This window comes from Sphingobium sp. R-21, assembly GCF_049913335.1.
Lineage (GTDB): Bacteria > Pseudomonadota > Alphaproteobacteria > Sphingomonadales > Sphingomonadaceae > Sphingobium.
The window spans coordinates 2,944,980-2,966,388 of sequence record NZ_CP184374.1 but is presented as its reverse complement, the minus strand read 5'-3'; the positions used below and the strand labels follow the sequence as shown (position 1 = coordinate 2,966,388).

Annotated in this window: 20 protein-coding genes; 11 read left to right on the top strand and 9 right to left on the bottom strand. The window is 66.4% G+C overall.

The window, feature by feature from the left end; all coding sequences use genetic code 11:
- Positions 1-7: 7 nt before the first annotated feature.
- Complete coding sequence (locus tag ACN9MX_RS14280) at positions 8-892, top strand: hypothetical protein (RefSeq protein WP_426387158.1); 885 nt, start codon at positions 8-10, stop codon at positions 890-892.
- 125 nt (positions 893-1,017) lie between these two features.
- Positions 1,018-1,767: an esterase/lipase family protein gene (locus ACN9MX_RS14275; RefSeq protein ID WP_363755657.1), complete on the top strand. Its 750-nt coding sequence runs from the start codon at positions 1,018-1,020 to the stop codon at positions 1,765-1,767.
- Between the two features lie 62 nt (positions 1,768-1,829).
- On the opposite strand, the gene gltX is transcribed toward ACN9MX_RS14275, so the two are convergent.
- The gene (gene gltX / locus ACN9MX_RS14270) at positions 1,830-3,158 is read right to left on the bottom strand and encodes a glutamate--tRNA ligase (protein ID WP_426387157.1); all 1,329 of its coding nucleotides are present in this window, start codon (positions 3,156-3,158) and stop codon (positions 1,830-1,832) included.
- A gap of 5 nt (positions 3,159-3,163) precedes the next feature.
- Positions 3,164-4,825 carry an NAD+ synthase gene (locus ACN9MX_RS14265; protein WP_426387156.1) on the bottom strand — a complete coding sequence of 554 codons (1,662 nt, stop codon included), beginning with the start codon at positions 4,823-4,825 and terminating at the stop codon, positions 3,164-3,166.
- Between the two features lie 117 nt (positions 4,826-4,942).
- Between ACN9MX_RS14265 and ACN9MX_RS14260 the strand changes: the two genes are divergently transcribed.
- Positions 4,943-5,878 (top strand): ribose-phosphate pyrophosphokinase, encoded by a 936-nt coding sequence (locus ACN9MX_RS14260; RefSeq protein WP_133653505.1) that lies wholly within the window; start codon positions 4,943-4,945, stop codon positions 5,876-5,878.
- A gap of 90 nt (positions 5,879-5,968) precedes the next feature.
- Here ACN9MX_RS14260 and ACN9MX_RS14255 read toward each other — a convergent pair whose 3' ends face one another.
- On the bottom strand, positions 5,969-6,205 hold the full coding sequence (locus ACN9MX_RS14255) for a hypothetical protein (RefSeq protein ID WP_133653506.1): 237 nt from the start codon (positions 6,203-6,205) through the stop codon (positions 5,969-5,971).
- Between the two features lie 154 nt (positions 6,206-6,359).
- A complete protein-coding gene (locus tag ACN9MX_RS14250) occupies positions 6,360-6,788 on the bottom strand; it encodes a VOC family protein (RefSeq protein ID WP_363738855.1) in 429 nt (142 codons plus the stop codon).
- A gap of 128 nt (positions 6,789-6,916) precedes the next feature.
- Between ACN9MX_RS14250 and hisN the strand changes: the two genes are divergently transcribed.
- Positions 6,917-7,702, top strand: a complete 786-nt coding sequence (hisN, locus tag ACN9MX_RS14245; protein WP_363755650.1) for a histidinol-phosphatase — start codon at positions 6,917-6,919, stop codon at positions 7,700-7,702.
- A gap of 151 nt (positions 7,703-7,853) precedes the next feature.
- Here hisN and mprF read toward each other — a convergent pair whose 3' ends face one another.
- From mprF to ACN9MX_RS14225, 4 genes are read right to left on the bottom strand one after another with little or no spacing between them, the layout of a single operon-like run.
- Complete coding sequence (gene mprF, locus ACN9MX_RS14240; protein ID WP_426387155.1) at positions 7,854-10,499, bottom strand: bifunctional lysylphosphatidylglycerol flippase/synthetase MprF; 2,646 nt, start codon at positions 10,497-10,499, stop codon at positions 7,854-7,856.
- Positions 10,496-11,920: a virulence factor family protein gene (locus ACN9MX_RS14235; RefSeq protein WP_426387154.1), complete on the bottom strand. Its 1,425-nt coding sequence runs from the start codon at positions 11,918-11,920 to the stop codon at positions 10,496-10,498. The genes mprF and ACN9MX_RS14235 overlap by 4 nt, the downstream gene beginning before the upstream one ends.
- The gene (locus ACN9MX_RS14230) at positions 11,917-12,360 is read right to left on the bottom strand and encodes a DUF2147 domain-containing protein (protein WP_363738850.1); all 444 of its coding nucleotides are present in this window, start codon (positions 12,358-12,360) and stop codon (positions 11,917-11,919) included. The genes ACN9MX_RS14235 and ACN9MX_RS14230 overlap by 4 nt, the downstream gene beginning before the upstream one ends.
- Positions 12,361-12,401: 41 nt before the next feature.
- A complete protein-coding gene (locus ACN9MX_RS14225) occupies positions 12,402-13,190 on the bottom strand; it encodes an AcvB/VirJ family lysyl-phosphatidylglycerol hydrolase (RefSeq protein WP_426387153.1) in 789 nt (262 codons plus the stop codon).
- 232 nt (positions 13,191-13,422) lie between these two features.
- Between ACN9MX_RS14225 and ACN9MX_RS14220 the strand changes: the two genes are divergently transcribed.
- The 3 genes from ACN9MX_RS14220 to ACN9MX_RS14210 are packed head-to-tail and all read left to right on the top strand — an operon-like array spanning position 13,423 to position 15,908.
- Positions 13,423-14,664 (top strand): glycosyltransferase family 4 protein, encoded by a 1,242-nt coding sequence (locus tag ACN9MX_RS14220; RefSeq protein WP_363755642.1) that lies wholly within the window; start codon positions 13,423-13,425, stop codon positions 14,662-14,664.
- A gap of 10 nt (positions 14,665-14,674) precedes the next feature.
- The gene (locus ACN9MX_RS14215) at positions 14,675-15,196 is read left to right on the top strand and encodes a sigma-70 family RNA polymerase sigma factor (protein ID WP_363738846.1); all 522 of its coding nucleotides are present in this window, start codon (positions 14,675-14,677) and stop codon (positions 15,194-15,196) included.
- A complete protein-coding gene (locus ACN9MX_RS14210) occupies positions 15,189-15,908 on the top strand; it encodes an anti-sigma factor family protein (protein WP_426387152.1) in 720 nt (239 codons plus the stop codon). Before ACN9MX_RS14215 ends, ACN9MX_RS14210 begins: the two co-directional genes overlap by 8 nt.
- A gap of 61 nt (positions 15,909-15,969) precedes the next feature.
- Here ACN9MX_RS14210 and ACN9MX_RS14205 read toward each other — a convergent pair whose 3' ends face one another.
- On the bottom strand, positions 15,970-16,137 hold the full coding sequence (locus tag ACN9MX_RS14205) for a hypothetical protein (protein ID WP_363738842.1): 168 nt from the start codon (positions 16,135-16,137) through the stop codon (positions 15,970-15,972).
- Between the two features lie 230 nt (positions 16,138-16,367).
- On the opposite strand from ACN9MX_RS14205, the gene ACN9MX_RS14200 reads away from it, so the two are divergent.
- The 4 genes from ACN9MX_RS14200 to ACN9MX_RS14185 all read left to right on the top strand — a co-directional run bounded on the left by ACN9MX_RS14200 (position 16,368) and on the right by ACN9MX_RS14185 (position 21,266).
- Complete coding sequence (locus ACN9MX_RS14200) at positions 16,368-19,691, top strand: glycosyltransferase (RefSeq protein ID WP_426387151.1); 3,324 nt, start codon at positions 16,368-16,370, stop codon at positions 19,689-19,691.
- Between the two features lie 106 nt (positions 19,692-19,797).
- Positions 19,798-20,094, top strand: coding sequence for a hypothetical protein (locus tag ACN9MX_RS14195; RefSeq protein ID WP_363755640.1), 297 nt, complete (start codon positions 19,798-19,800; stop codon positions 20,092-20,094).
- Between the two features lie 72 nt (positions 20,095-20,166).
- The gene (locus tag ACN9MX_RS14190) at positions 20,167-20,583 is read left to right on the top strand and encodes a PDZ domain-containing protein (protein WP_363738837.1); all 417 of its coding nucleotides are present in this window, start codon (positions 20,167-20,169) and stop codon (positions 20,581-20,583) included.
- A complete protein-coding gene (locus tag ACN9MX_RS14185) occupies positions 20,580-21,266 on the top strand; it encodes a winged helix-turn-helix domain-containing protein (RefSeq protein WP_133653517.1) in 687 nt (228 codons plus the stop codon). Before ACN9MX_RS14190 ends, ACN9MX_RS14185 begins: the two co-directional genes overlap by 4 nt.
- The last annotated feature ends 143 nt before the right edge of the window (positions 21,267-21,409 follow it).

Genomic DNA, 21,409 nt, shown 5'->3' with positions numbered 1-21,409 from the left:
GCTGCATATGGAAGAAAAGCCCTTGATGAGCGACACGGATGGCCCGCCCGGCGATGCGGCGGCAACGCGCCCCGCGCGGCGTGGATCCTGGCTGCTGGTGCTGCTGGTCTTGCTTGCCTTTGCCATCGGGGTCGTGCTGACCGTTCTCGCCCTGCCGCGCATCCAGCGATGGAATGCGCCGCAGCAAGCGTCCATGCAAAGCGATCCCCTGCTGAATACCATCGCGCCGGGTGTACCGATGCGCCCGCTCTCCACCGATGCCGGGCAGATGCTGGACGCACGGGTCGTGCAGCTTGAGGAACGGCTCAACCGCATCACGGTGGAAGCGCAGGCAGCATCGGGCAATGCGGCCCGGGCAGAGGGTTTGCTGGTCGCCTTCGCGGCCCGCCGGGCGCTGGATAGCGGGGCGCCGCTCGGCTATATCGAGGGTCAGTTGCGCCTGCGTTTTGGACAGGCGCAGCCGCGTGCCGTCGCGACGATCATCAACGCGGCGCGGGAACCGGTGACGCTGCCCGATCTGCGCGCCGGGCTGACCGCCCTCGCCGATCAGGTCACCGTCCCCCCCGCGAACGCAAGCTGGTGGGAAGCGCTGGAACATGAGGCGCGGGAGATCATCACCATTCACCGGGCGTCCACGCCCTCTCCCCGGCCGCAGGCAGCGCTGGACCGGGCACTCCGCTATCTGGACGGCGCACGCGTGAACGCGGCACTGGCGGAGGTGGAGCAGATGCCGGGACGCGCCGCGGCCGGCGGCTGGATGCAATATGCGCGCCGCTACATGGAAGCACGGCGAGCTCTGGACCTGATCGAGACCGCCGCCATATTGGAGCCGCGCCAGTTGCGGGCGGCCGATGGCGGGGCAGTAGCGCAGACGTCGCCGCTGGCGCCCTGATCCTTCCCCCAAAAGGCACTGTCACAAACGGCGAACCGTTCATGCCTGTGGACGAATGTCCATGGACTTGGGAGCCCGTGTCATGAGAATGTCATTTTTCCTGCTGGGAAAAGGAAGATATTTTCGTGCCGCCCTACGCCGACGCCATTGCCAGTTTCTGGAAGAGCCGTTTGGCCAGCGGTCCCCGCGCGGCCGAGCGGCCCTCCCTCCAGCACCTGTTGGGCAATGCGTCGGTTCCCTTCGATCTGGCGCGTACGCGCGCGCAAGCATCTGAACTGGCGCAGGCGATCCGTGGCGATGGACGGCAAATCCTGCTGATCCCCGGCCTGCTCGCCAGCGAGCAGCGAATGGAGCCCTTGCGCGCCGTGCTGAACGCGGCGGGCTTCATGGCGCATGGCTGGGGCATGGGCCGCAATTTCGGGCCCAGGCCGGACAGTCTGGAACAGATTGATCGCCGGGTGGAAGCGATAAGGCGGGCGAGCGGAACACCCGTGACGCTGGTGGGCTGGAGCCTGGGCGGGCTGTTCGCGCGGGAATATGCCAAATATGCCACGGACAAGGTGAACGGCGTGGTGACGATGGGCACGCCCTTTTCGGGCGATCCGCGCGCCAATCATGCATGGCGCCTCTATCAACTTGTTTCCGGCTTCCCGGTCGACCGGCCGCCCTTCACCTGCCGGCGCGAGGAGAAGCCGCCCGTGCCGACGGTTGCGCTCTGGTCCCGACGAGACGGCGTGATCCTGCCGGAATGCGCCAGGGGGCGCGTGGGCGAGCGGGACCGGGCTATGGAGGTCGATTGCACCCATATGGGCTTCGCGGCCGCGCCGGAAGGGATTTTGGCCGTCGGTCGCGCGCTGGAGCTTATGCGGCGCTGAGGTTTTCGGCCGGCGGATGATGGCGGCCTGGTGGCAAGCCTAGCACCGGCTGAATAGCCCCTTCAGGCCGCCAAACGCGACAAGGCTGCCTCCCGCCCGATCAGCGGCAGCAGCTGGCCCATGTCCGGTCCATGGTCCAGTCCCGTCAACGCGCGGCGCAGCGGCAGGAACAGCGCCTTGCCCTTGCGGCCCGTTTCGGCCTTCAGCGCTTCGGTCAGGGTCCGCCAGACGGCGGCGTCAAAGCTCGCCTCGGCCAGCCGGGCATGCGCAAGGACAAGGAAATCGCGATCTTCGTCCATCGGGGCCGGCGCATCGATCGGGCCAGTGACGATCCGCCACCAGTCGGCCGCCCCCGCCAACGTTTCCAGATTGGGTCGGATGGCATCCCAGGCCGCTTCGTCCATCCCCTGGGGCAGGCGATCGGCGACGGCGGCATAGGGCAGCAGGTGGACGATCTTCTGATTGAGGGACGCCAATTCCCCTTCATCGAAGCGCGCCGGCGCGCGGCCGAAATGAGCGAAGTCGAAGCTGTCGATCAACGGCTGCAGGTCGGTAAAGGGTTCCACCGGCATGGAACTGCCCAGCCGCGCCAGCAGGGAGGCGACGGCCATCGGTTCAAGGCCCACCTCGCGAAAATGCGCGACGCCGAGCGATCCCAGGCGTTTGGAGAGCTTGCCCTCACTGCCCGTCAGCAGCGCTTCATGGGCGAAGGCGGGCAGTGGCGCGCCCAGGGCGGCGAACATCTGGATCTGGGTCGCGGTGTTGGACACATGGTCCTCGCCGCGCAGAACATGGGTGACGCCCATGGCGATGTCGTCGATCACCGACGGGAGCATGTAGAGCCAGCTTCCATCGGCGCGGCGGATCACGGGATCGGACAGCAGCTTCGGGTCGAAGCGCTGGTCGCCGCGGATCAGGTCGGTCCAGGCGATGGGCAGGTCATGGTCCAGCCTGAAGCGCCAATGCGGGCGGCGCCCTTCGGCTTCATAGGCGGCGATCTGGCCGGCATCGAGCGACAGCGCCGCCCGATCATAGACCGGCGGGAGGCCGCGGCCCAGCAGCACTTTGCGGCGCAGATCCAGTTCCTGCGCGCTTTCATAGGCCGGATAGACATGGCCCGACGCCTTGAGCGCTTCGAACTTCTCTTCATAGAGGGCGAAGCGATCGGACTGCCTCTCCTCCCCGTCCCAATGGAGGCCCAGCCAGCTCAGGTCAGCCTTGATGCCGTCGGCATATTCGGGCCGCGAACGCTCAACATCGGTGTCGTCGAGGCGCAGCAGGAACCGGCCGCCATTCTTCCGCGCGAACAGCCAGTTGTGCAGCGCAGCGCGGATATTGCCGACGTGGAGGTTGCCGGTGGGGGACGGCGCGAAACGGGTGATGACTGTCATGCGGTTTACAGCGTTCGGAAGGCGTTGGTGATCGGATAGCGGCGGTCGCGGCCGAAATTGCGGATGCCGAGCTTCACGCCGGGCGGCGACTGGCGGCGCTTATATTCCGCGACATAAAGCAGCCGCTCGATACGGGCGATGGTGTCGCGTTCGAATCCGCGAGCGACCAGTTGCTCGGCCGACAGTTCCTCCTCCACCAGGCCATAGAGTATGGGGTCCAGCACCTCATAAGGGGGCAGGCTGTCCTCGTCCTTCTGGTTGTCGCGCAGTTCGGCGCTGGGCGGCTTGGTAATGACGCGTTCCGGCATGACGGGGCCGATGGGGCCGAACGCCTCGCCCAGCGACGGGACATTCCCGTTCCGCCAGCGGCTCAAGTCGAACACCGTCGTCTTGTAGGCGTCCTTCAACACGGAATAGCCGCCCGCCATGTCGCCATAGATGGTGGCGTAACCGACCGACATCTCGCTCTTGTTGCCGGTGGTGAGCAGCATATGGCCGAATTTGTTGGACAGGCCCATCAGCGTCACGCCGCGGATCCGGGACTGGATATTTTCTTCCGTCAGGTCGCGCTGGCGACCGGCGAAGACGTCGGCCAGCATGGAATCAAAGGCTGCGACCGCCGGTTCGATCGGAATGCTGTCGTAGCGGACGCCCAGCAGGCGGGCGCATTCGATGGCATCGTCGAGGCTTTCCCGGCTGGTGAAGCGCGAGGGCATCATCACGCACCAGACCCGGTCGGCGCCCAGCGCATCGACCGCGACGGCGGCGGACAAGGCCGAATCAATGCCGCCCGACAGGCCGAGCACCACTCCGGGAAAGCGATTCCTGTTCACATAGTCGCGCAGGCCCAGGACCATGGCGTTGTAGATATCGGCAGGACGATCATCGAGCACATGGCGCTCACCGGGAAGGCAGACCCACTGGCCATCCCATTTTTCCCAGTGCGTCAGGACCAGCGCCTCTTCCCAGTCGGGAAGCTGCTGCGCCAGGCTGAGGTCGCCGTTCATCACGAAGGAGGCGCCATCGAACACCAGTTCGTCCTGCCCGCCGACGCGGTTCAGATAGACGAGTGGCAGGCCGGTTTCGCGGACCCGCGTGCCGGCGACGGCGTTGATGCGGCGGTCGTCCTTGTCCACCTCGAACGGCGATCCGTTGGGGCTGATCAGGATTTCGGCGCCTTCGGCCCGCAAATGGGCGGTGACGAAGGGGAACCAGATGTCTTCGCAGATCGGGACGCCGATCCGGACGCCCCGGAAATCGATGGGTGCGGGCAACGGGCCGGGCGCAAACAGGCGCTTTTCGTCGAACGTCCCATAATTGGGCAGCTCCCGCTTCTGCCGAATGGCGGTAACCGCGCCATTTTCCAGCAGGGCGACGACGTTGAACAGGACGCCCTGCGACGCCACGACCGTGCCGACGAGCATGGCCGGGCCGCCATCGGCGGTCGCCTGCGCCAACCGATCCAGCTCGTGATTGGCGCGCTCCACCAGCGCCGGCTTCAGCACAAGATCCTCGGGCGGATAGCCGATCAGTTGCAATTCGGGATAAACGATCAGGTCGGCGCCCATGGCCCGCGCCCGCCATTCCAGCATCGCATCGGCATTGGCGGACAGGTCGCCCACCGATTGCGTCATCTGGGCCAGGGCTATCACGAGTTTGTCGGTCATGCGCGCGGCCCTAGAGCATTTTGCGACGGCGCGCAAAAGCGCCTTTTCAGGACGGGCCTCCGCCGCTAAAGGGGCCGCGTTCCGACAGCGTCACCATTTTGTCACGGGGGTTTGGCCATGAAGCTCATGACCGGCAATTCCAACAAGCCGCTCGCGGCCGCCATCGCCGACTATATCGAGATTCCCCTGACCGACGCCAGCGTCCGCCGCTTCGCCGACGAAGAGGTTTTCGTGGAAATTCATGAGAATGTCCGCGGCGAGGACGTGTTCGTTATCCAGTCGACCAGCTATCCGACGAACGACAATCTGATGGAGCTGCTGATCATGATCGATGCGCTGAAACGCGCATCGGCCAAGCGAATCACGGCGGTCGTCCCCTATTTCGGCTATGCCCGGCAGGACCGGAAGCCCGGCCCGCGCACGCCGATCTCGGCCAAGCTGGTCGCCAATCTCATCACCACGGCGGGCGCCAACCGTGTCCTGTCGGTGGATCTCCACGCCGGACAGATCCAGGGCTTTTTCGATATCCCGACCGACAATCTGTTCGGTGCGCCGGTCATGTCGGCCGACATCCAGGCGCGCTTCGGCGACCGCAACCTGATGGTCGTGTCGCCGGACGTGGGTGGCGTGGTGCGCGCCCGCGCCCTTGCCAAGCGGCTGGATAACGCCCCCCTCGCCATCGTCGACAAGCGCCGCGAGCGCGCCGGCGAATCGGAAGTGATGAACATCATCGGCGACGTGAAGGGGCGCTTCTGCGTGCTGATCGACGACATCGTCGATTCGGCGGGGACACTCTGCAATGCGGCGGGCGCGCTCAAGGCGGCAGGGGCCGAGGATGTGGTCGCATATGTCAGCCATGGCGTGCTGTCAGGCGGCGCGGTGGCTCGGGTCGAGGCGTCGGAACTCAAGGAACTGATCATCACCGACTCGATCCAGGGCACCGATGCGGTCTGCGGCGCCAAGAGCATCCGTCATCTGCCGATCGCACCCCTGCTGGGCGAGGCGATCAAGCGCATCGCGGACGAAAGCTCGGTTTCCAGCCTGTTCGACTGAGATCGTTTCAAAGGACCAAAAAAAGCCGCCGATGGATCATCGGCGGCTTTTTTTTGGCCTGTTCGTGGAAATCGGGCGGCGCGACTTTGCTCAATTGCGCGGAAACAGCAGCAGCGGCAGGCTGCACACCAGCGCCATGGCCAGGAAGATGCGCTGGCTGAGCGATATGCCCAGCGGCTTGTCGCGCCACAGCCAGGGGCAGGTCAGCAGAGCCAGCATGAACAGGATGTTCGCCAATGCGGGCGAACCGTCGGCCGGCATATCCTGCCACAGCGCCAGCCCCCCGAACAGGGCCATGAAACTCACAATCCAGCCGACCAGCGCCACCTGCAACTCCTTCAAGACATGTCGAAGGCGTAGGACGGCGCGAAACGGGGGAAGTTTAGGGCGATTTCCAAGTGATCGGAACCGATCGCCGGTCAGGAAATCGCGGAAAACAAGGAATCTGGAGCCGCGATCTGATTCAACCAGGTCGACCCCCCTATGCGGAATGCGTCCAGGGATCGTAGGTGCCGAAGCTCCAGATATTGCCTTCCGGGTCCAGCGCTTCATAGCCGCGTCCGGGATAGCCGTCATTGTCATGCGGCTCGGTCACCACCACGGCGCCTTCGTTCCGGGCGTGGAGGCAATGGGCGTCGGCATCGGGCACGATCACATAGATGCAGGTGGTGACGCCGCCCAATTCCCTGGGCGTGGTCCAGCGATAGAGCGACTCCGCCTCGCCGTCGCGAGCGCTGCCCAGCATCACCATGCCCTCCCCCAGCACCAGCTGGGCGTGGTGAATGATGTGCGGATCGTCCGCATCCTCATAGCTGGCCTGCACTTCGAAACCGAATGCCTGGCAGAGAAAACGGATGGCGGCGGGCGCATCGGCATAGCGCAGGCCGGGGATGACGGGAGAACCGGGCATCACATCCCTCCTTCAAGGATCGAGGAAGGCCCAACCTATCCTCTTGGCGCGCGCATCGCGACATATGTTTGCGCATTTTCCGGCCGTCGACCGTTCCGCCGGGCGACAAAATGCTCTAGGCGGGCAGCATGACGACCCGCGACGACCTGACCCTTGCCAACCGCCTTGCCGACGCCGCCCGCACGGCGATCCGCCCTTTTTTCCGCGCGCGCTACGACATGGAATTCAAATCCGACCAGTCCCCCGTGACGGAGGCGGACCGGGCGGCGGAAGCTGCGATCCGCGCGATCCTGGAGAAGGAACGGCCGCAGGACGGTATCATCGGGGAAGAATATGGCGCGGTCCGCGAGGATGCGGAGCGGGTGTGGATTCTCGATCCGATCGACGGCACGCGCAGCTTCATTGCGGGGCGACCGATCTTTGGCACGCTGATCGCGCTGACCCAGGCGGGCTGGCCCACCGTCGGCATCATCGACCAGCCCATCGCCGGCGAGCGTTGGGCCGGGATGATGGGGCAGCCGACGACCTTCAACGGCAAGCCGGTGACGACGCGCCCCTGCCGCGCCCTGGAAGAGGCGATCCTGGCCTCCACCGCGCCGCAGCTGTTTCCTGGCTGCACCGGGGAGCATTTTTCCCGGCTGGCGGGACAATGCCGGGACACGGTCTGGGGCGGGGATTGCTATAATTACGGACTGGTCGCGTCCGGCCATGTCGATATCGTGGTCGAAGCGGGCCTCAAATTGCACGACCTGGCCGCATTGGTGCCGGTGGTCGAGGGCGCGGGCGGGCGCATGTGCGACTGGGCTGGCGAGCCCCTGACCCATGACAGCGACGGCCAGGTCATCGCGCTGGGCGATGCCGCGCGCCTCGACGATGTGCTGGAGGCGCTGGCCGAGGGGCACGACCATCATTAGGACGGATCGGCATTCAGCCCTGACGGCCTGCAAATGGCGGCCTTTCGCGCTTCCGGTGCTCACCTACTGGAAGTACGCTGCGCGCCGGGTCACGAAAAACCACCATTTTCGGCTCGTCATCATCTGAATGTCGATCTGTCCTAGCGCCTGATCATTCCATATAGACGACTTCTTCTTCCGCAGCCGGTTGGCGTTGCTCTCTGTCGCGGACGGTGGATAGCCGCCGCCTTGTCCGCGTCGCGGAACTCCCCGGACCGCCGCCCACCAGCTTCTGCAGATCGATCATCGCCCGGGAGAGGGAGATGCCGCGCGGTCCGGCAATGAAGCGCGGTTCCCAGCGCGGGGCATATTTGTCCTTATAGGCGCGCAGCCCCTCGAAACCGTAGAAGCTTTCGCCATGGCGGAAGAAGAAGGCGCCTGCCTTGGCCCAGAAGGGGGAAAGACGACGCGCCTCTATGCCCGACAGCGGCGCTATGCCCAGGGTGAACCAGTCATAGCCCTGCTCTCGTCCCCATTGCATCAGGCGGATGAACAGGAAATCCATCGTGCCATAGGGCATCTCCGCCGCGTGGCGCATCAGGTCGACCGATAGTTCGCGGCGGTTGGCGGTCTCCCAGATATTGGCGAAGGCGACGATGCGCCCTTCCTGCCGGACAAGCGCGCAGTTGCAGGCGGCGATATAGTCCGGGTCGAAACGACCGACGCTGAAGGCCTTTTCGCCATGGCCCTTGGCAGCGAGCCACTGGTCGGAAATCGCCTTCAATTCCGGCAGCAGCGGTGGAACGGCGGATGCGGGCACAATCTCGAACGTCGCCCCTTCGCGCATGGCGCGGCGCTCGGCATAGCGCAGCGGCTTGGCGTCGGCGCCCTCCAGCGTGAAATGATGCAGGTCGACGCGGGCCTCCTCGCCATATTTGACGATGGCGAGGCCCAGGTCGATGGCCAGGGGCAGCGCATCCAGGCTCAGTTGGTAGAGCAGCAGGCGACCCTGTTCGGCATCGGCGCGCTCGCGCAGTTGCCACAGCAGGTCGGGCCATTCCGCCTTGTCACCGACCGGATCGCCCATGACGATCCAGCTATGCCCCTGCACCTGGTACATGACGAACGCCCGTCCGGTGGCGGAGGTCAGGAACAGCTTGTCCCCGGTGGTCGCCAGCAGGGCATCTGTCCGTTCGGCCAGCAGCAGCGCATCGCCGCTGGCCGTGGTTGACGGGTGATCGATCGGCCGCGGTGCGTTCGCGGGACGGAACATGCGCCAGAAGGCGGCACCGACAGCCAGCACAGCGCTGGCAAGGCCCGCGCGCAGGAAGCGGGCGGCGTTGGCGTGCGGGCCGAAATGCCACCACAGGTCGTTCTGGTAATCGACATGCTTGTAGGCGAAGAAGCCGATCCAGATCGACAGGCCGACCGCTACCGCCAGCGTCGCGATCCAGGCAGGGGTCAGCGCCTCCGCCATGAAGCTGGTGCGGCGGTAAAAGGCGCCCCGCGTCCATTGCAGCAGCGCGGCGATAAGGAGCAGCGCACTCGCCTCCTCATAGTCGAGCCCCTTGATCAGCGAGAAGAACGCACCTGCCAGCAGCAAGGCGCGCGTCATCCAGAAAGCCGCATCGAGCCGGCGATAGAGGCCCGAGGCAAGCAGGATCAGCAGCGTGCCGACGATACTGGCGGCAAAATGGGACGCCTCGATAAAGCTGAGCGGCAGCCAGCCGGTCACGATGAGCATGCGCTGCTGGATCGCGGGCAACGCGCCCGAAATCAGCAGGATCACGCCGCCCACGGCGACCAGCAGCGACAGCATGAGGGGCGCCATGCCCGATGCCGCGGCCTGGGCCCCGCCCAGCACCCGGCCGACGGGATGACGCCAGCCATTGCCTTCATGCAGTGCGATGGCGATGACGCCCAGCAGCAGCGGGATCAGGTAATAGATCAGGCGATAGGCGATCAGCGCGGCCAGCAGGCTGGGCCGGTCCACATCGGGCAGGGTGGCGACGATCACCGCCTCGAATATGCCCAGGCCGCCGGGCACATGGCTGACCAGGGTGACGATGATCGCCAGCGCATAGGCCAGGAACAGCGTGGGATAGAACGTCGGGGCGATGCCGGGCACCAGGATGAAGAGCGCGGCGCTGGCGGCGGCGAGATCGATGCAGGCGACCCCGACCTGGGCGAGCGCCTGCCCCTGCGTCGGCAGGGCGATCCGCCAGCCGAACAGGCGCGGGGCGCGGCCGGGGCGGGCAAGCAGGAACAGGACCGCCACAGCGGCCAGCAGGATCGCCCCGCCCGCCAGCCTCTGCAGCGGCATGCCCACCGCCCCGGCGACGAACCCGATGTCGGCGGGATGAACGAGCATCAAACCGCCCGCCAGCAGGAATACGCCGCCCCAGAAGGACAGGCCGGCAGAGGCGATGATGCGCGCTATGTCCCCGGCCTCCAGCCCGGCGGCGGTGTAGATGCGATAGCGTGCCGATCCGCCGGTCAGCAGCGAAAGGCCGAGATTGTGGCTGAGCGTGTAACTGCAGAAGGACGCCAGAGCGGCCGTCCGCCACGGCAGGGGTCGCCCGACGATGCGCAATGCGACATAATCGTAGAAGGTGAGCGCCACATAGCTGACCGCCGTCAGCGCGAGCGCCGACGCCAGCCGCCAGTCCGGGATCATGTGCACCGCATGGCGGATGTCCTTCAGCCGCACTTCCGCCAAGAGGCCGTGCAGCGCCGCCAGTCCGATCGCCGCCACCGCCAGCATGGCGACCACCATGAGCGGTCCCTTCCACGCCCTGATCCGGTCGAGCGCGATCATATCGCCAGCCCCTGCAGCATGTGGCTCACCAGCAGCGGAGCGTTGCGATCGAAATGATGGCCGCCGGGCACCACCACCATCTGCGCCAGTCCGGCGGGGATGGAGGGGCAGGCGCTGTCATTCTCCAGCGTTCCGCGCACGCACAGCATGGGCACGCCGCGCAGCCGCTCTATGGCGGGGATGGTCGGATATTGGCTATCCGAATCCATGTTCAGCCAACTGCTCAGATGGAACTGGAAATCGGCGGTGGGACTGAGCCCCATCAAGGACAGGCGCTGCACCTGGGCGCGCTGGGCCGCGGGCAGGCCACCGACGATATAGGGCAGCACGTCCGCGCCGAAGCTGTATCCGACCAGCAGGATGCGGGGCCGGTGCCAGTGACGCGAATAACCCCGGATGATCGCGCTCAGGTCATGGGCAGCCCCCTGGGGCGTGCGCTGGCTCCAGAAATAGGACAGGCTGTCGACGCCGACGACCGGGATGCCACCACGGGCGAGCTGGCCCGCGACGTCCTTGTCCAGCCCGACCCAGCCGCCGTCGCCCGAATAAAGGACCGCCATCATGTCTGTCCTGGGCGCGGCGGCATCGGCGACGATATTGAGCGGCAACCCGCTGGGCAAAGCCGCGTCGACGGGCTGCGCGGCAAGGAACGGCCGAATGCGGGAGAGCAGGGCGAGTTCCCCCTGCCCCTTTGCCGCCGTTACCAGCGTGCCGCTGCCGGTGTGGGCAACGAACCGGCGCAGCGCCGGACTCGCATGGACTTCGGCCAGGGCAATCCAGGGTGAGGGCAAGCGGCGGCTGGGCGCAAAGGCGAAGCCACGGCCCTGGCGCATCATCGCGGCCTTCAGGCTGCCGGACCGGCACCAGGATCCTCCGCCGTTCAGAAGGGGCGTAAAATCCTGCGACAATACCGCCTTGTACGCGCCATCGGGTCCGGCGGCCAGCGTCGCATAGGCCAGAGCCGCCCCCTCGCCACGGCCGATCAGGATCGGCTTGTCGTACATGGGCAGGGCCAGCCGGTGCTGCAGGTCGCGAGCCAGCGCGATGATCCCGTAATTGGGATTGATGCAGCGGTGCGTCGCCTGCAACGCCTGGAGGAAGGACGGTGTCGAAATCCCCGCTACCAGCGCGCCGCGTGCCGACAGGGCGCGGGCGACGTCAGCGCTTTCATCGTCCCAGCCGTCGCTGCCCGACAGCGACAGCACGACTCCGCTGGGCACGCCCGCCGGCCGATAGACCATGATCCGGCCCATGGGAGGGAGATCATATTGGCTTTCCACCACCGGCCCTGCCGCGCCCGGCAGCGGATCGGCCGCCGCCCGCGCCGGATTGGCGGCGTTGGAGGTCGACAGCAGCAATGCAGCCGCCGCCAGGAAAGCAGATACGAGCCAGAGACGGGCGCGGCGAACGGCGATCATCATTGCACCGGCAACCGTTCAATCCTGGTCCAGAGCTGCGACTTGCAGATGAGGCCACCCAATATGCAGCCCTTGACCCGCAACTGACCCGGTGAAAGCAGGCTGATTTCCGAACTGAAACGACGTCCCAGATCGGGGACGAACACAGTACCGCGCCATTGGCCCTCGCCCTCGGCGCGATAATCCTCCAGCAATTCGGTGCCGACCAGCCGAGCGGTGCCACCGTCGCGCGCGTCGGCCTGCGCCTCGCGGTCGGCCCAGACGATCCAGCCGCACAGCCGATCCCCGCAGGCGCCGGTGCGCACGGCCACATTGTTGTGCGGGCTGAGCCACATGCCTTCAGGCGGCGGAGCAAGGATGTGGGCAGCGGACACCGGCGCAGCCGACAGGGGCGCGGCCGCCGCCAGAAATGCCATCAGTGCCCAAAGCCTCCCCACCCTCATATGCCCTCTCCTTTCCCGATCAATCACCGTCCTAGGCGCATTCAGATTGCGGGAGGCTCTGCGCTGCCTGAACTTTTGGCAATGTTCGGCGGCGCGGCAGGCAAGGCACGCAGCAGGGTTTCCGCCACCCGCTGCGAATCATCGTCCAGGAAATGGCCGCCGGGCAGGCCGATGACGCGCACATTGGACTGGCGCCAGCCGGGGCAGAGGCTCCCGCTTTCCTCGATACCGTGGATGCACAATACCGGGGCCCAATCCAGTGCCCGGGCGACGGGAGTAGCCGGGCCGTCGTCGCCGAAGTCGAACACGCCGCCCGGCGTGGCGCGAAACAGCATGGTGTCGGCCGGGACGATCAGCGCGACCATGGCGACGCGGGACCGCAACCGGGGCGGCAGGCGCTCCAGCCCGGCGAGCAATATATTGGCGCCGAAGGATTGCCCGGCCAGCACCAGCCTGCGCGCGCCCGGCAGCGAGAGGGCGCGGCGTGCCGCCTGCTCCACCAGAGCCGCGCTTTCCTGCAGCGAGCGGCGGCGGGCAAAGGCTGTCAGCGAATTGACCCCGATCACCGGAACGCCCTGTCGCGCCACATGGCCGGCGATGACCGGCCCCATGCCCGTATTGAATCCCATGTCACCGGAGAAGAAGACCGCGACCGTACCATCCTGCCGGGGCGATTGTGCCGGAAGGACGGTGAAGAGCTGCCCGTCGGGATAGCCCAGATAACGGCAATAGGCCGCGCCCGCGACGGCAAGGACGGCAATCACCGCCAGGGCCAGACGAACCCGTCGCCGGGGCCGCCCTGCCCCACCATGGCGGCGCTGTTTCAGCATCCATCGCCCCCTGGGACAGAACGGACCATGGCAAGGGATGGATGCTGAAATCCGGTCAGCATGAGCAAGGGCGAACATGGAGTCACCCACCCAGCCTAGAGCGATTTCCAGCCGATCGGAACTGATCGCCGGTCAGGAAATCGCGGAAAATGAAAACAGTCGAGCCGGTCATCTTCCTGCAAAAGCCCGACTGCCCATGGAATAGTCAGATGATGCCGGGCGTATATCGGCGATGGACAATGCCGCCGATCTTCGTTCCCGTTCGATACGCTTGCCCACATCCGGCCTCGCGCTGACGAAGGCGTTGCGCCGTCCGCTGCGGGTCGCCCTGTTTTCCGGCAATTATGATTGCGTGCGGGACGGCGCCAATCAGGCGCTCAACCGGCTTGTCGCCTATCTGCTCCACCGCCTGCGGGCAGAGGTCCGGATCTATTCGCCGACGGCGCCACGCAAAGCATTCGAATCGGTGGGGGACGTGCGCTCCGTCCGTTCGATCAGCATCCCCGGGCGTCCCGAATATCGCGTCGCGCTGGGCTTCCCCCGCGCCGTCAGGGAGGATTTCGAGGCATTCGCACCCGACATCGTGCATCTTTCCGCCCCCGACCTGCTGGGACGGCAGGCACAGAAACATGCGCGCGCGCTCGGCATCCCGGTCGTCGCGAGCCTGCATACCCGCTTCGAAACCTATCTCGACTATTATCGCCTGTCTTTCCTGCGCGGGCCGGTGGAGCGCTATCTGGATCGCTTTTATGACGATTGCGATCGCATCCTTTGTCCGACGCAGCCAATCGCCCAGGACATGGCGGCGCGCTTCGGTACGGAACGGGTGACGATCTGGGGACGGGGCATCGACCCGGACTGTTTCCGCCCCACGCTGCGCGACGAGGGCCTCCGCGCGCGCCTCGGCCACGCGCCCGGCGATGCGGTGCCGCTGTTCTTCGGGCGGCTGGTGATGGAAAAGGGGCTTGCCGTCTTCGCCCGGACGATCGCGGCTGTCCGTGCCGAGGGCCTGGCGGTGCGCCCGCTGATCGTCGGCGAAGGCCCGGCGCGGAACTGGCTGGCGGAACATCTGCCCAATGCCACCTTCATGGGCCATTTGTCGGGTGAAGAACTGGGCCGGGCCGTTGCCAGCGCCGACATATTGATCAACCCTTCGGTCACGGAGGCATTCGGCAATGTCAATCTGGAGGCGATGGCATCCGGCCTAGCCATCGTGTCCGCCGATGTGCCCAGCGCATCGACCATGATCGCCCATGGCCGCACCGGGCTGCTGGTGCCGCCGGCGGATGTCGGGGCCTATGCGGCGGCGGTGGCGGACCTTGTTCGCCGACCCCGTCGCCGCGCTGCGCTGGGTGCCGCGGCGGCCGCTGCGGCGGCGTGCTTCACCTGGGACGACGTGCTCGACGATGTGGCGCGCTGCTATGGCGCACTGGTGCACGTCCCGCTTGCAACGCCGACGGCGCGGGCCGCATGATAGGGCCGTGATGAACGAGGGCTCCGACATCAGGGATGATCTGGTCGCGATGCGGCGCTATGCCCGCTCGCTGACCCGCGACGATCAGGATGCCGACGACGTCGTGCAGGACGCCATCGTCCGCGCCATAGAGCGGCAGGAGACGTTCCAGCCCGACCGCAACCGCCGCCGCTGGCTGCTGGCGATCGTCCATAATGTCTTCTTCTCGTCGAAACGGCGCGAGGCGTCCGAGGCTCGGCGCAACGACCGCTTTGCCGAAACGCTGGTCGACCGGCTGGAGCCCGGGCAGGAGGAGCATGCCCGGCTTGTCCAGATCGCACGGCAGTTCGCCGCTTTGCCCGAACATCAGCGCGCCGTGCTTCATCTGACCGCTATCGAGGGCTTCAGCTACCAGCAGGCAGCAGAGGCTCTGGAAGTGCCCGTGGGCACGGTGATGTCAAGGCTGGCGCGTGCGCGCGCCGCGCTCAGGGAAAAGGAAGAGGGGCAGCAGGGAGCGGCTGGCCTCCGGTTGATAGGAGGAAGCGATGACTGATCGTCCGACCGATATGGAGATCGACGCCTATATCGACGGTGAACTGGATGTGGAGCGACGCTTTGTCGTGGAAACGCATCTTTCGCACCAACCCGACCTTGCAGCGCGCGTGATGGGCGATCTCAGCATCCGTAGCGCGCTGCGGATGCTGACGCATGACCGGCGGCCGGTGCCCGCCCGCCTGGCGGACATGGCAGGACGGCTTACGCGGCCGCAGAAAAGCCGCTGGCGCGGCCTGATGCCTACGGGCCTCGCCACCTCTGGCCTGGCAGCAGCGCTTGCCGTGTGGATATCGGGGATCGAACGCCCCCCATCCTATGTCAACTATGCCGTCGCCTCGCACCGGATCGCCATGCTGCGCGCCGACATGCGTTCGCAGATCGAAGCCCCCCGCTTCGACGCGCGGGAAGTGGCGCGCAACACCCGCATCGCCATGCCGCAATTGCCCGATGACTGGCATGTCACCGACGTCCAGCTTTTCCCGACCGACAAGACGCCCGCCCTGCTGATGGCGGTGCGCACTGAAACGGGACATAGGATGACGATCTTCGCCGTGCATCAGAAGACCGCCGCGCCCGAGCATCCCGATGCGGTGCGGGAGGGCGAACAGTCCGTGGCCTATTGGCGGCGCGGCGACATGTCCTACGCCCTTACCGGAGACCAGGAACCGGGCTTTATGGACGCGACGGCGGAGGCGCTGACGCGGATCTGAGGGGCAGCTTTCCGCTGCGATGAGGGACGCCGCGCGGACGGCAGCAAGCCCGCAGCCATTGTCACCGCAATTCCAGCGAGGGTTCCATCCGTTCGCTTTTCTCGGTCGATGGCGCCAGGGCTTCGGGGCCGCGGTCCAGCAGCACGCGGTCGGGCTCCCGCAACAATTCGCGCTTCATGGCGTCACTCCAGCGACCCCAGTGCCGACCGATTGCAGAGCGCCATTCCATATTTCTTCTCCTGCGAATCGAGACGCGTCTTATCTAGTGTTCAGATAGAGATTTGTCTTTCAAGCTTTGCTGATCATCGGGGTAGAAAAGCTTGGCCGGGCGTGCCGCGACGCGTGCTCGCATCCTCGCATCCCTGAGAGGATTCATGACCAATAGTTCATGAGCGGCTCATTGGCCCGGCATGACCCACCGCGTAAAGGCGGTCCCGAAACAGGGCGACAGCGCGAACCATGAGCAGACCAATCTTCTTCGATCCCACCGGCCGCCGGGGGCTTTGGGCGCGGCGCCTGCTGGCGGGCGCATTGCTGCTTATCCTGCTGGGCGCGATCGCCTTCGCCACCACGCTGGTCGCCGTCCCGTCGGAGGGTGACCTTGCGTTGCCCCTGCCCCAGCCGCATGCGGCGCGCCTGTCGGGCATATCGTCGCTGCGGCACGATATCGCCAAATGGCTGCCGCATTGGGGCAAGCGTCACGTGCAGGCCCGGCCGCTCAACATCGGCTTCTACATGCCCGGCGACGAAGGCAGCATCGCGTCGCTGCGCCGCCATGTCGCACAGCTCGACTGGGTGGTGCCGGCGCTGGTCACCATATCGGGTTCCGGCCAGCCCATCCACGTCGCCAGCGACCCCGCGTTCGACCGCATGATCGCCGCCATGCCCCGGCCGCCCAAAGTGCTGCCCATGGTGCAGAATATCGGCAGCGAAAGCTGGGACGGCGCGGGTGCGGCGCGGCTGTTGCGCGATCCGGCTGCGTCGCAGGCACTCGCCCGGCAGCTAGGCGGCTTTGTTGCCCGCAACCATGAGGCGGGGCTGGTCATGGACCTGGAATCGCTGCCGGGCAATGCCATGCCCGGCTATCTGCGCTTCCTCCAATTGCTGCGCGCGGCCATGCCGCATGGCACGCAGATCGCGCTGACCGTGCCCGCGGGCGAACAGGGCTGGCCGCTTGCCCGCTTCGCCGCTGTGGCCAACCGGGTGATCCTGATGGATTACGATCAGCATTGGCAGGGTGGCGAGCCGGGCCCCATCGCCGCGCAAGGATGGTTCGCGCGGGAAGCCGAGACCGCCTTGCGTGAAATCGGCGCGGACCATATCGTCGTCGCGCTGGGCAGCTATGCCTATGACTGGCATGGCGGCACCGCCGATGCCCTGTCGCTGGACGAAGCGTGGCTGGCCGCGCATGACAGCGACGCCCGTCCGCTTTACGACGCCGCGAGCGGCAATGCCGGCTTTGCCTATGACGAGGCGGGGCAGCGCCACCAGATCTGGATGCTGGACGCCGCCGCGAGCTGGAACGAGCTGCTGGTGCTGAAGCGGCTGGGCATCCAGAGCGTCGCGCTCTGGCGGCTGGGCAGCGAAGACCCAGGCATCTGGTCGGACCTGACCGCCTGGCGCACCGGCGGCCGCCCGAAGCTGGACGTGATGGCGAGCACGCTGGACACGGATGTCGAGGGCTCCGGGGAAATACTGCGCATCACCGCCACGCCCACGCAGGGCCGTCGCGCCATCACCTTCGGGCAGCAGGGAACGATCGCGCAGGAAATCTATGAAACGATGCCGACGCCCTATCAGGTGCAGCGTACCGGTGCGCAGGACCCCAAGAAGCTGGCCCTAACCTTCGACGACGGGCCGGACGCGGAATGGACGCCCAAAATATTGAACGTGCTGGAACAGACCCACACGCCCGCGACCTTCTTCGTGATCGGCGAAAATGCGCTGGAGCATCCGGGCCTGCTGGAGCGGATCGTTGCCGACGGGGACGAGATCGGCAATCACACCTATGACCATCCCAATCTCGCCACATGGTCCGAAGAGCCGACCCGGCTGCAGCTCAACGCCACCCAACGGCTGGTGCAGGCCTATACCGGGCGCAGCACGCGGCTGTTCCGTGCGCCCTATTTCGGGGACGCGGAACCGACCACCGCGGACGAACTGGGGCCCGCGCTGACGGCGCAGAAGCTGGGCTATACGGTGGTTGGGCTGCACGTTGACCCCAATGACTGGCAGCGTCCCGGCGCCGACGCCATCGTGCAGCAGGTGATCGATCAGGTGCATGCGGCCGACAGCGAGCGGTCGGCGAACATCGTGCTGCTGCACGATGGCGGCGGCGAACGGTCGCAGACGGTGTCCGCGCTTCCCCGCATCATCGCGCAGCTGAGGGCCGAGGGCTATCGCTTCGTGCCGGTGTCGCAACTTGCCGGGCTGCCGCAGAATGCCGCCATGCCGCCGGTCAAGGCCAGCGACCTGCTGGCAGTGCGGGTCGACGTCGCCGCATTCGTGGTGCTGGCGACACTTTCCGCGCTACTCGGCTGGATCTTCTACGTCGCCATCTCCCTGGGGCTGGCGCGGGCGGTGTTGATGACGCTGCTCGCCTGGTTCCAGGCGCGGCGGGGGCGGCCGACGCCACCGGATCATCAGCCGACCGTCTCCGTCATCATCCCCGCCTATAATGAGGCGCGGGTGATCGAAGAATCGGTGCGCCGCGTGCTGGCCAGCGACTATCCGGGCCTTCAGCTGATCGTCGCCGACGACGGGTCGAAGGACGCAACCAGCGCCATTGTTGCAGAGGCCTTCGCCAACGATCCGCGCGTCACGCTGCTGACGCTGCAGAATGGCGGCAAGGCGGCGGCGCTCAACCGCGCGCTGCAGGAGGCGACCGGAGAAGTCGTCATCGCGCTGGACGCCGACACGCAGTTCGAGCCGGCAACGATCCGCCGCCTTGCCCGCTGGTTCGCCGACCCCACGCTGGGCGCGGTGGCGGGCGACGCGCGGGTGGGCAATCGCGTGAACCTCGTCACCCGCTGGCAGGCGGTGGAATATATCACCGCGCAGAATCTGGAACGGCGTGCGCTGGCCGGCTTCGACGCGATAACGGTGGTGCCGGGCGCGGTCGGCGCGTGGCGCCGCGCGGCGCTGGACGCCGTTGGCGGCTATCCGGAAAACACGCTGGCAGAGGACCAGGATCTCACCATCGCGATCCAGCGCGCAGGCTGGCGCGTCACCTATGATCCCGAAGCGGTCGCATGGACCGAGGCGCCCGAAAGCTTCAGGACGCTGGCCAAGCAGCGCTATCGCTGGGCCTTCGGCACGCTGCAATGCCTGTGGAAGCATCGCCGCATCCTGCGCGATAGGAAGCCCACCGGCCTTGCCCTGGTCGGCCTGCCCCAGGCCTGGCTGTTCCAGATATTGTTCGCGGCCATTTCGCCCCTGATCGACCTGGCGCTCATCACCTCCATCATCGGCACGCTGGTCCGCGTGCACCAGCATGGCTGGGCGCAGACCAGCAACGATGTGTGGACGATGGGCGTCTACTGGCTGGCCTTCACCGGCATCGACGTCCTCTGCGGCTGGGTGGCCTATGCGCTCGACAATCACGACGTGCGCTATCCGCCGCACCTGCTGGTGGCGCAGCGCTTCGTCTACCGCCAGATCATGTACTGGGTCGTGGTGCGGGCGATCGCGTCGGCCATTGGCGGCTGGGTGGTCGGCTGGGGCAAGCTGGAGCGGACAGGCCGGGTCGCCGTCACCCAGCCAGGCATTCCGTCCGGGGCATGAACAAAGCTTAACATGACTTGGCAGCGCACCCGCTTCATCCTTCAATCGGCGGCGGAGATCCCGTCAGGACGGGCAAAGCGCCGCCAGCAAGTGAAGGAGATGATCCATGAAATACCTGATCTTCCCTCTCGTCGCTTTGGGCATGGGCACAGCCGCCATGGCGCAGGCGCCCAGCACCCCGCCCAGTCCGCCCAGTTCCTATCCCCCCTGCTCCAAGACCGTGACCGACGAATGCACCAGCTCGTCGGGCGAAATGATGCACCATGCCGCACGCCCGGCCGCCCATCACAAGGCAGCACACCACAAGGCCGCGGCACATCACAAGGTCGCCGCACGGCATCACAGGACAGCGCATGCCGCCAAGCCCGCAGCCGAAGGCACGCCGGCGCCGAAACCCTCCTGATGCCGGCACGGCCGGGGAAGGATGGGACGCCGCCATCCTTCCCCGGCGCGACGGGGATGGGGGAGTAGGCGGATGACGAAGCGACCGATCGACAGGAACGCGACCGGCCTGCTGCTGGCCGGACTGGCGCTGTGCGCGCTGCTCATGAGCGGCGCCTTCTTCATGCATGTCCGCCGCGTCACGGACGGCCATATCGAAGCGGCGGCGGCCAAGGCCCGCGCACTGCCCGGCATCACCCTGACCGACGGAAGCTGGCCCGACGGTCGCCCGGCGGTCGTCGTCACCAGCATGGAAACGGACGGGGAAGCCGCGCGCCTGGGCATCAGCGTCGGCGACGACGTGGTCAGCCTGAACGGCACGCCGATAAGCTCGCTGGATCAAGCCAGCACCTATCTGTTACATCATTCCCAGCCAAGGATAGCGCTGGGGCTGAAACATGCGGATCATATGCGCGTGGTGATGCTGGACCGGCCGGAAAGGGAGCAATGAGCCACAAGATTCTGGTGGTCGAGGACGATGCAGCCACCGCCGCCTACGTCGCCAAGGGCATGGGCGAGGCAGGCTTCACCGTCGACCGGGCGGACAATGGCCGGGACGGCCTGTTCCTGGCGAGCGACGGCAGCTATGGCGCGATCATCCTGGACAGGATGATGCCGGCGATGGACGGGATGGCGATGCTGAAGGCCCTGCGCGCGGCGGAGATCGAGACGCCGGTCATCATCCTTTCCGCGCTGGGAACGCCGGAGGACCGGGTAGAGGGGCTGACCAGCGGCGCGGACGATTATCTGGTGAAGCCCTTCGCCTTTGCCGAACTGATGGCGCGGGTGCAGTTGCTGCTGCGGCGGAGCGGCGGCAGCAGCGCGGTCGTCACCAGCCTGCGGCACGCGGATCTGGAAATGGATTTGCTTTCCCGGCGGGTGAAGCGGGGGTCGCGGAATATCGACCTGCAACCGCGCGAATTCCGCCTGCTGGAATATTTTCTGCGCCATCCCGACCAGGTGGTGACGCGCACCATGCTGCTGGAAGGCGTATGGGACTATCATTTCGATCCGGGCACCAACGTCATCGACGTGCATGTCAGCCGCCTGCGCCGCAAGCTGGACGAAGGCGGGGACAAGCCGCTGCTGCACACGGTGCGCGGCATGGGATACCGGCTGGGGCCGGAGGGCTGAGGGCGGGCGGAAAGCAGGGTGGTCTCAAGCTCAAGATCGCCTACTTCGCCCTCCCCCCTACCGGAACTTGACCAGCGGCTGAGGAGGCCCCGACCATCCCTGGAAACCATCCTTCCCGTCGTTGGTTCGGTTTTGTCCGATCG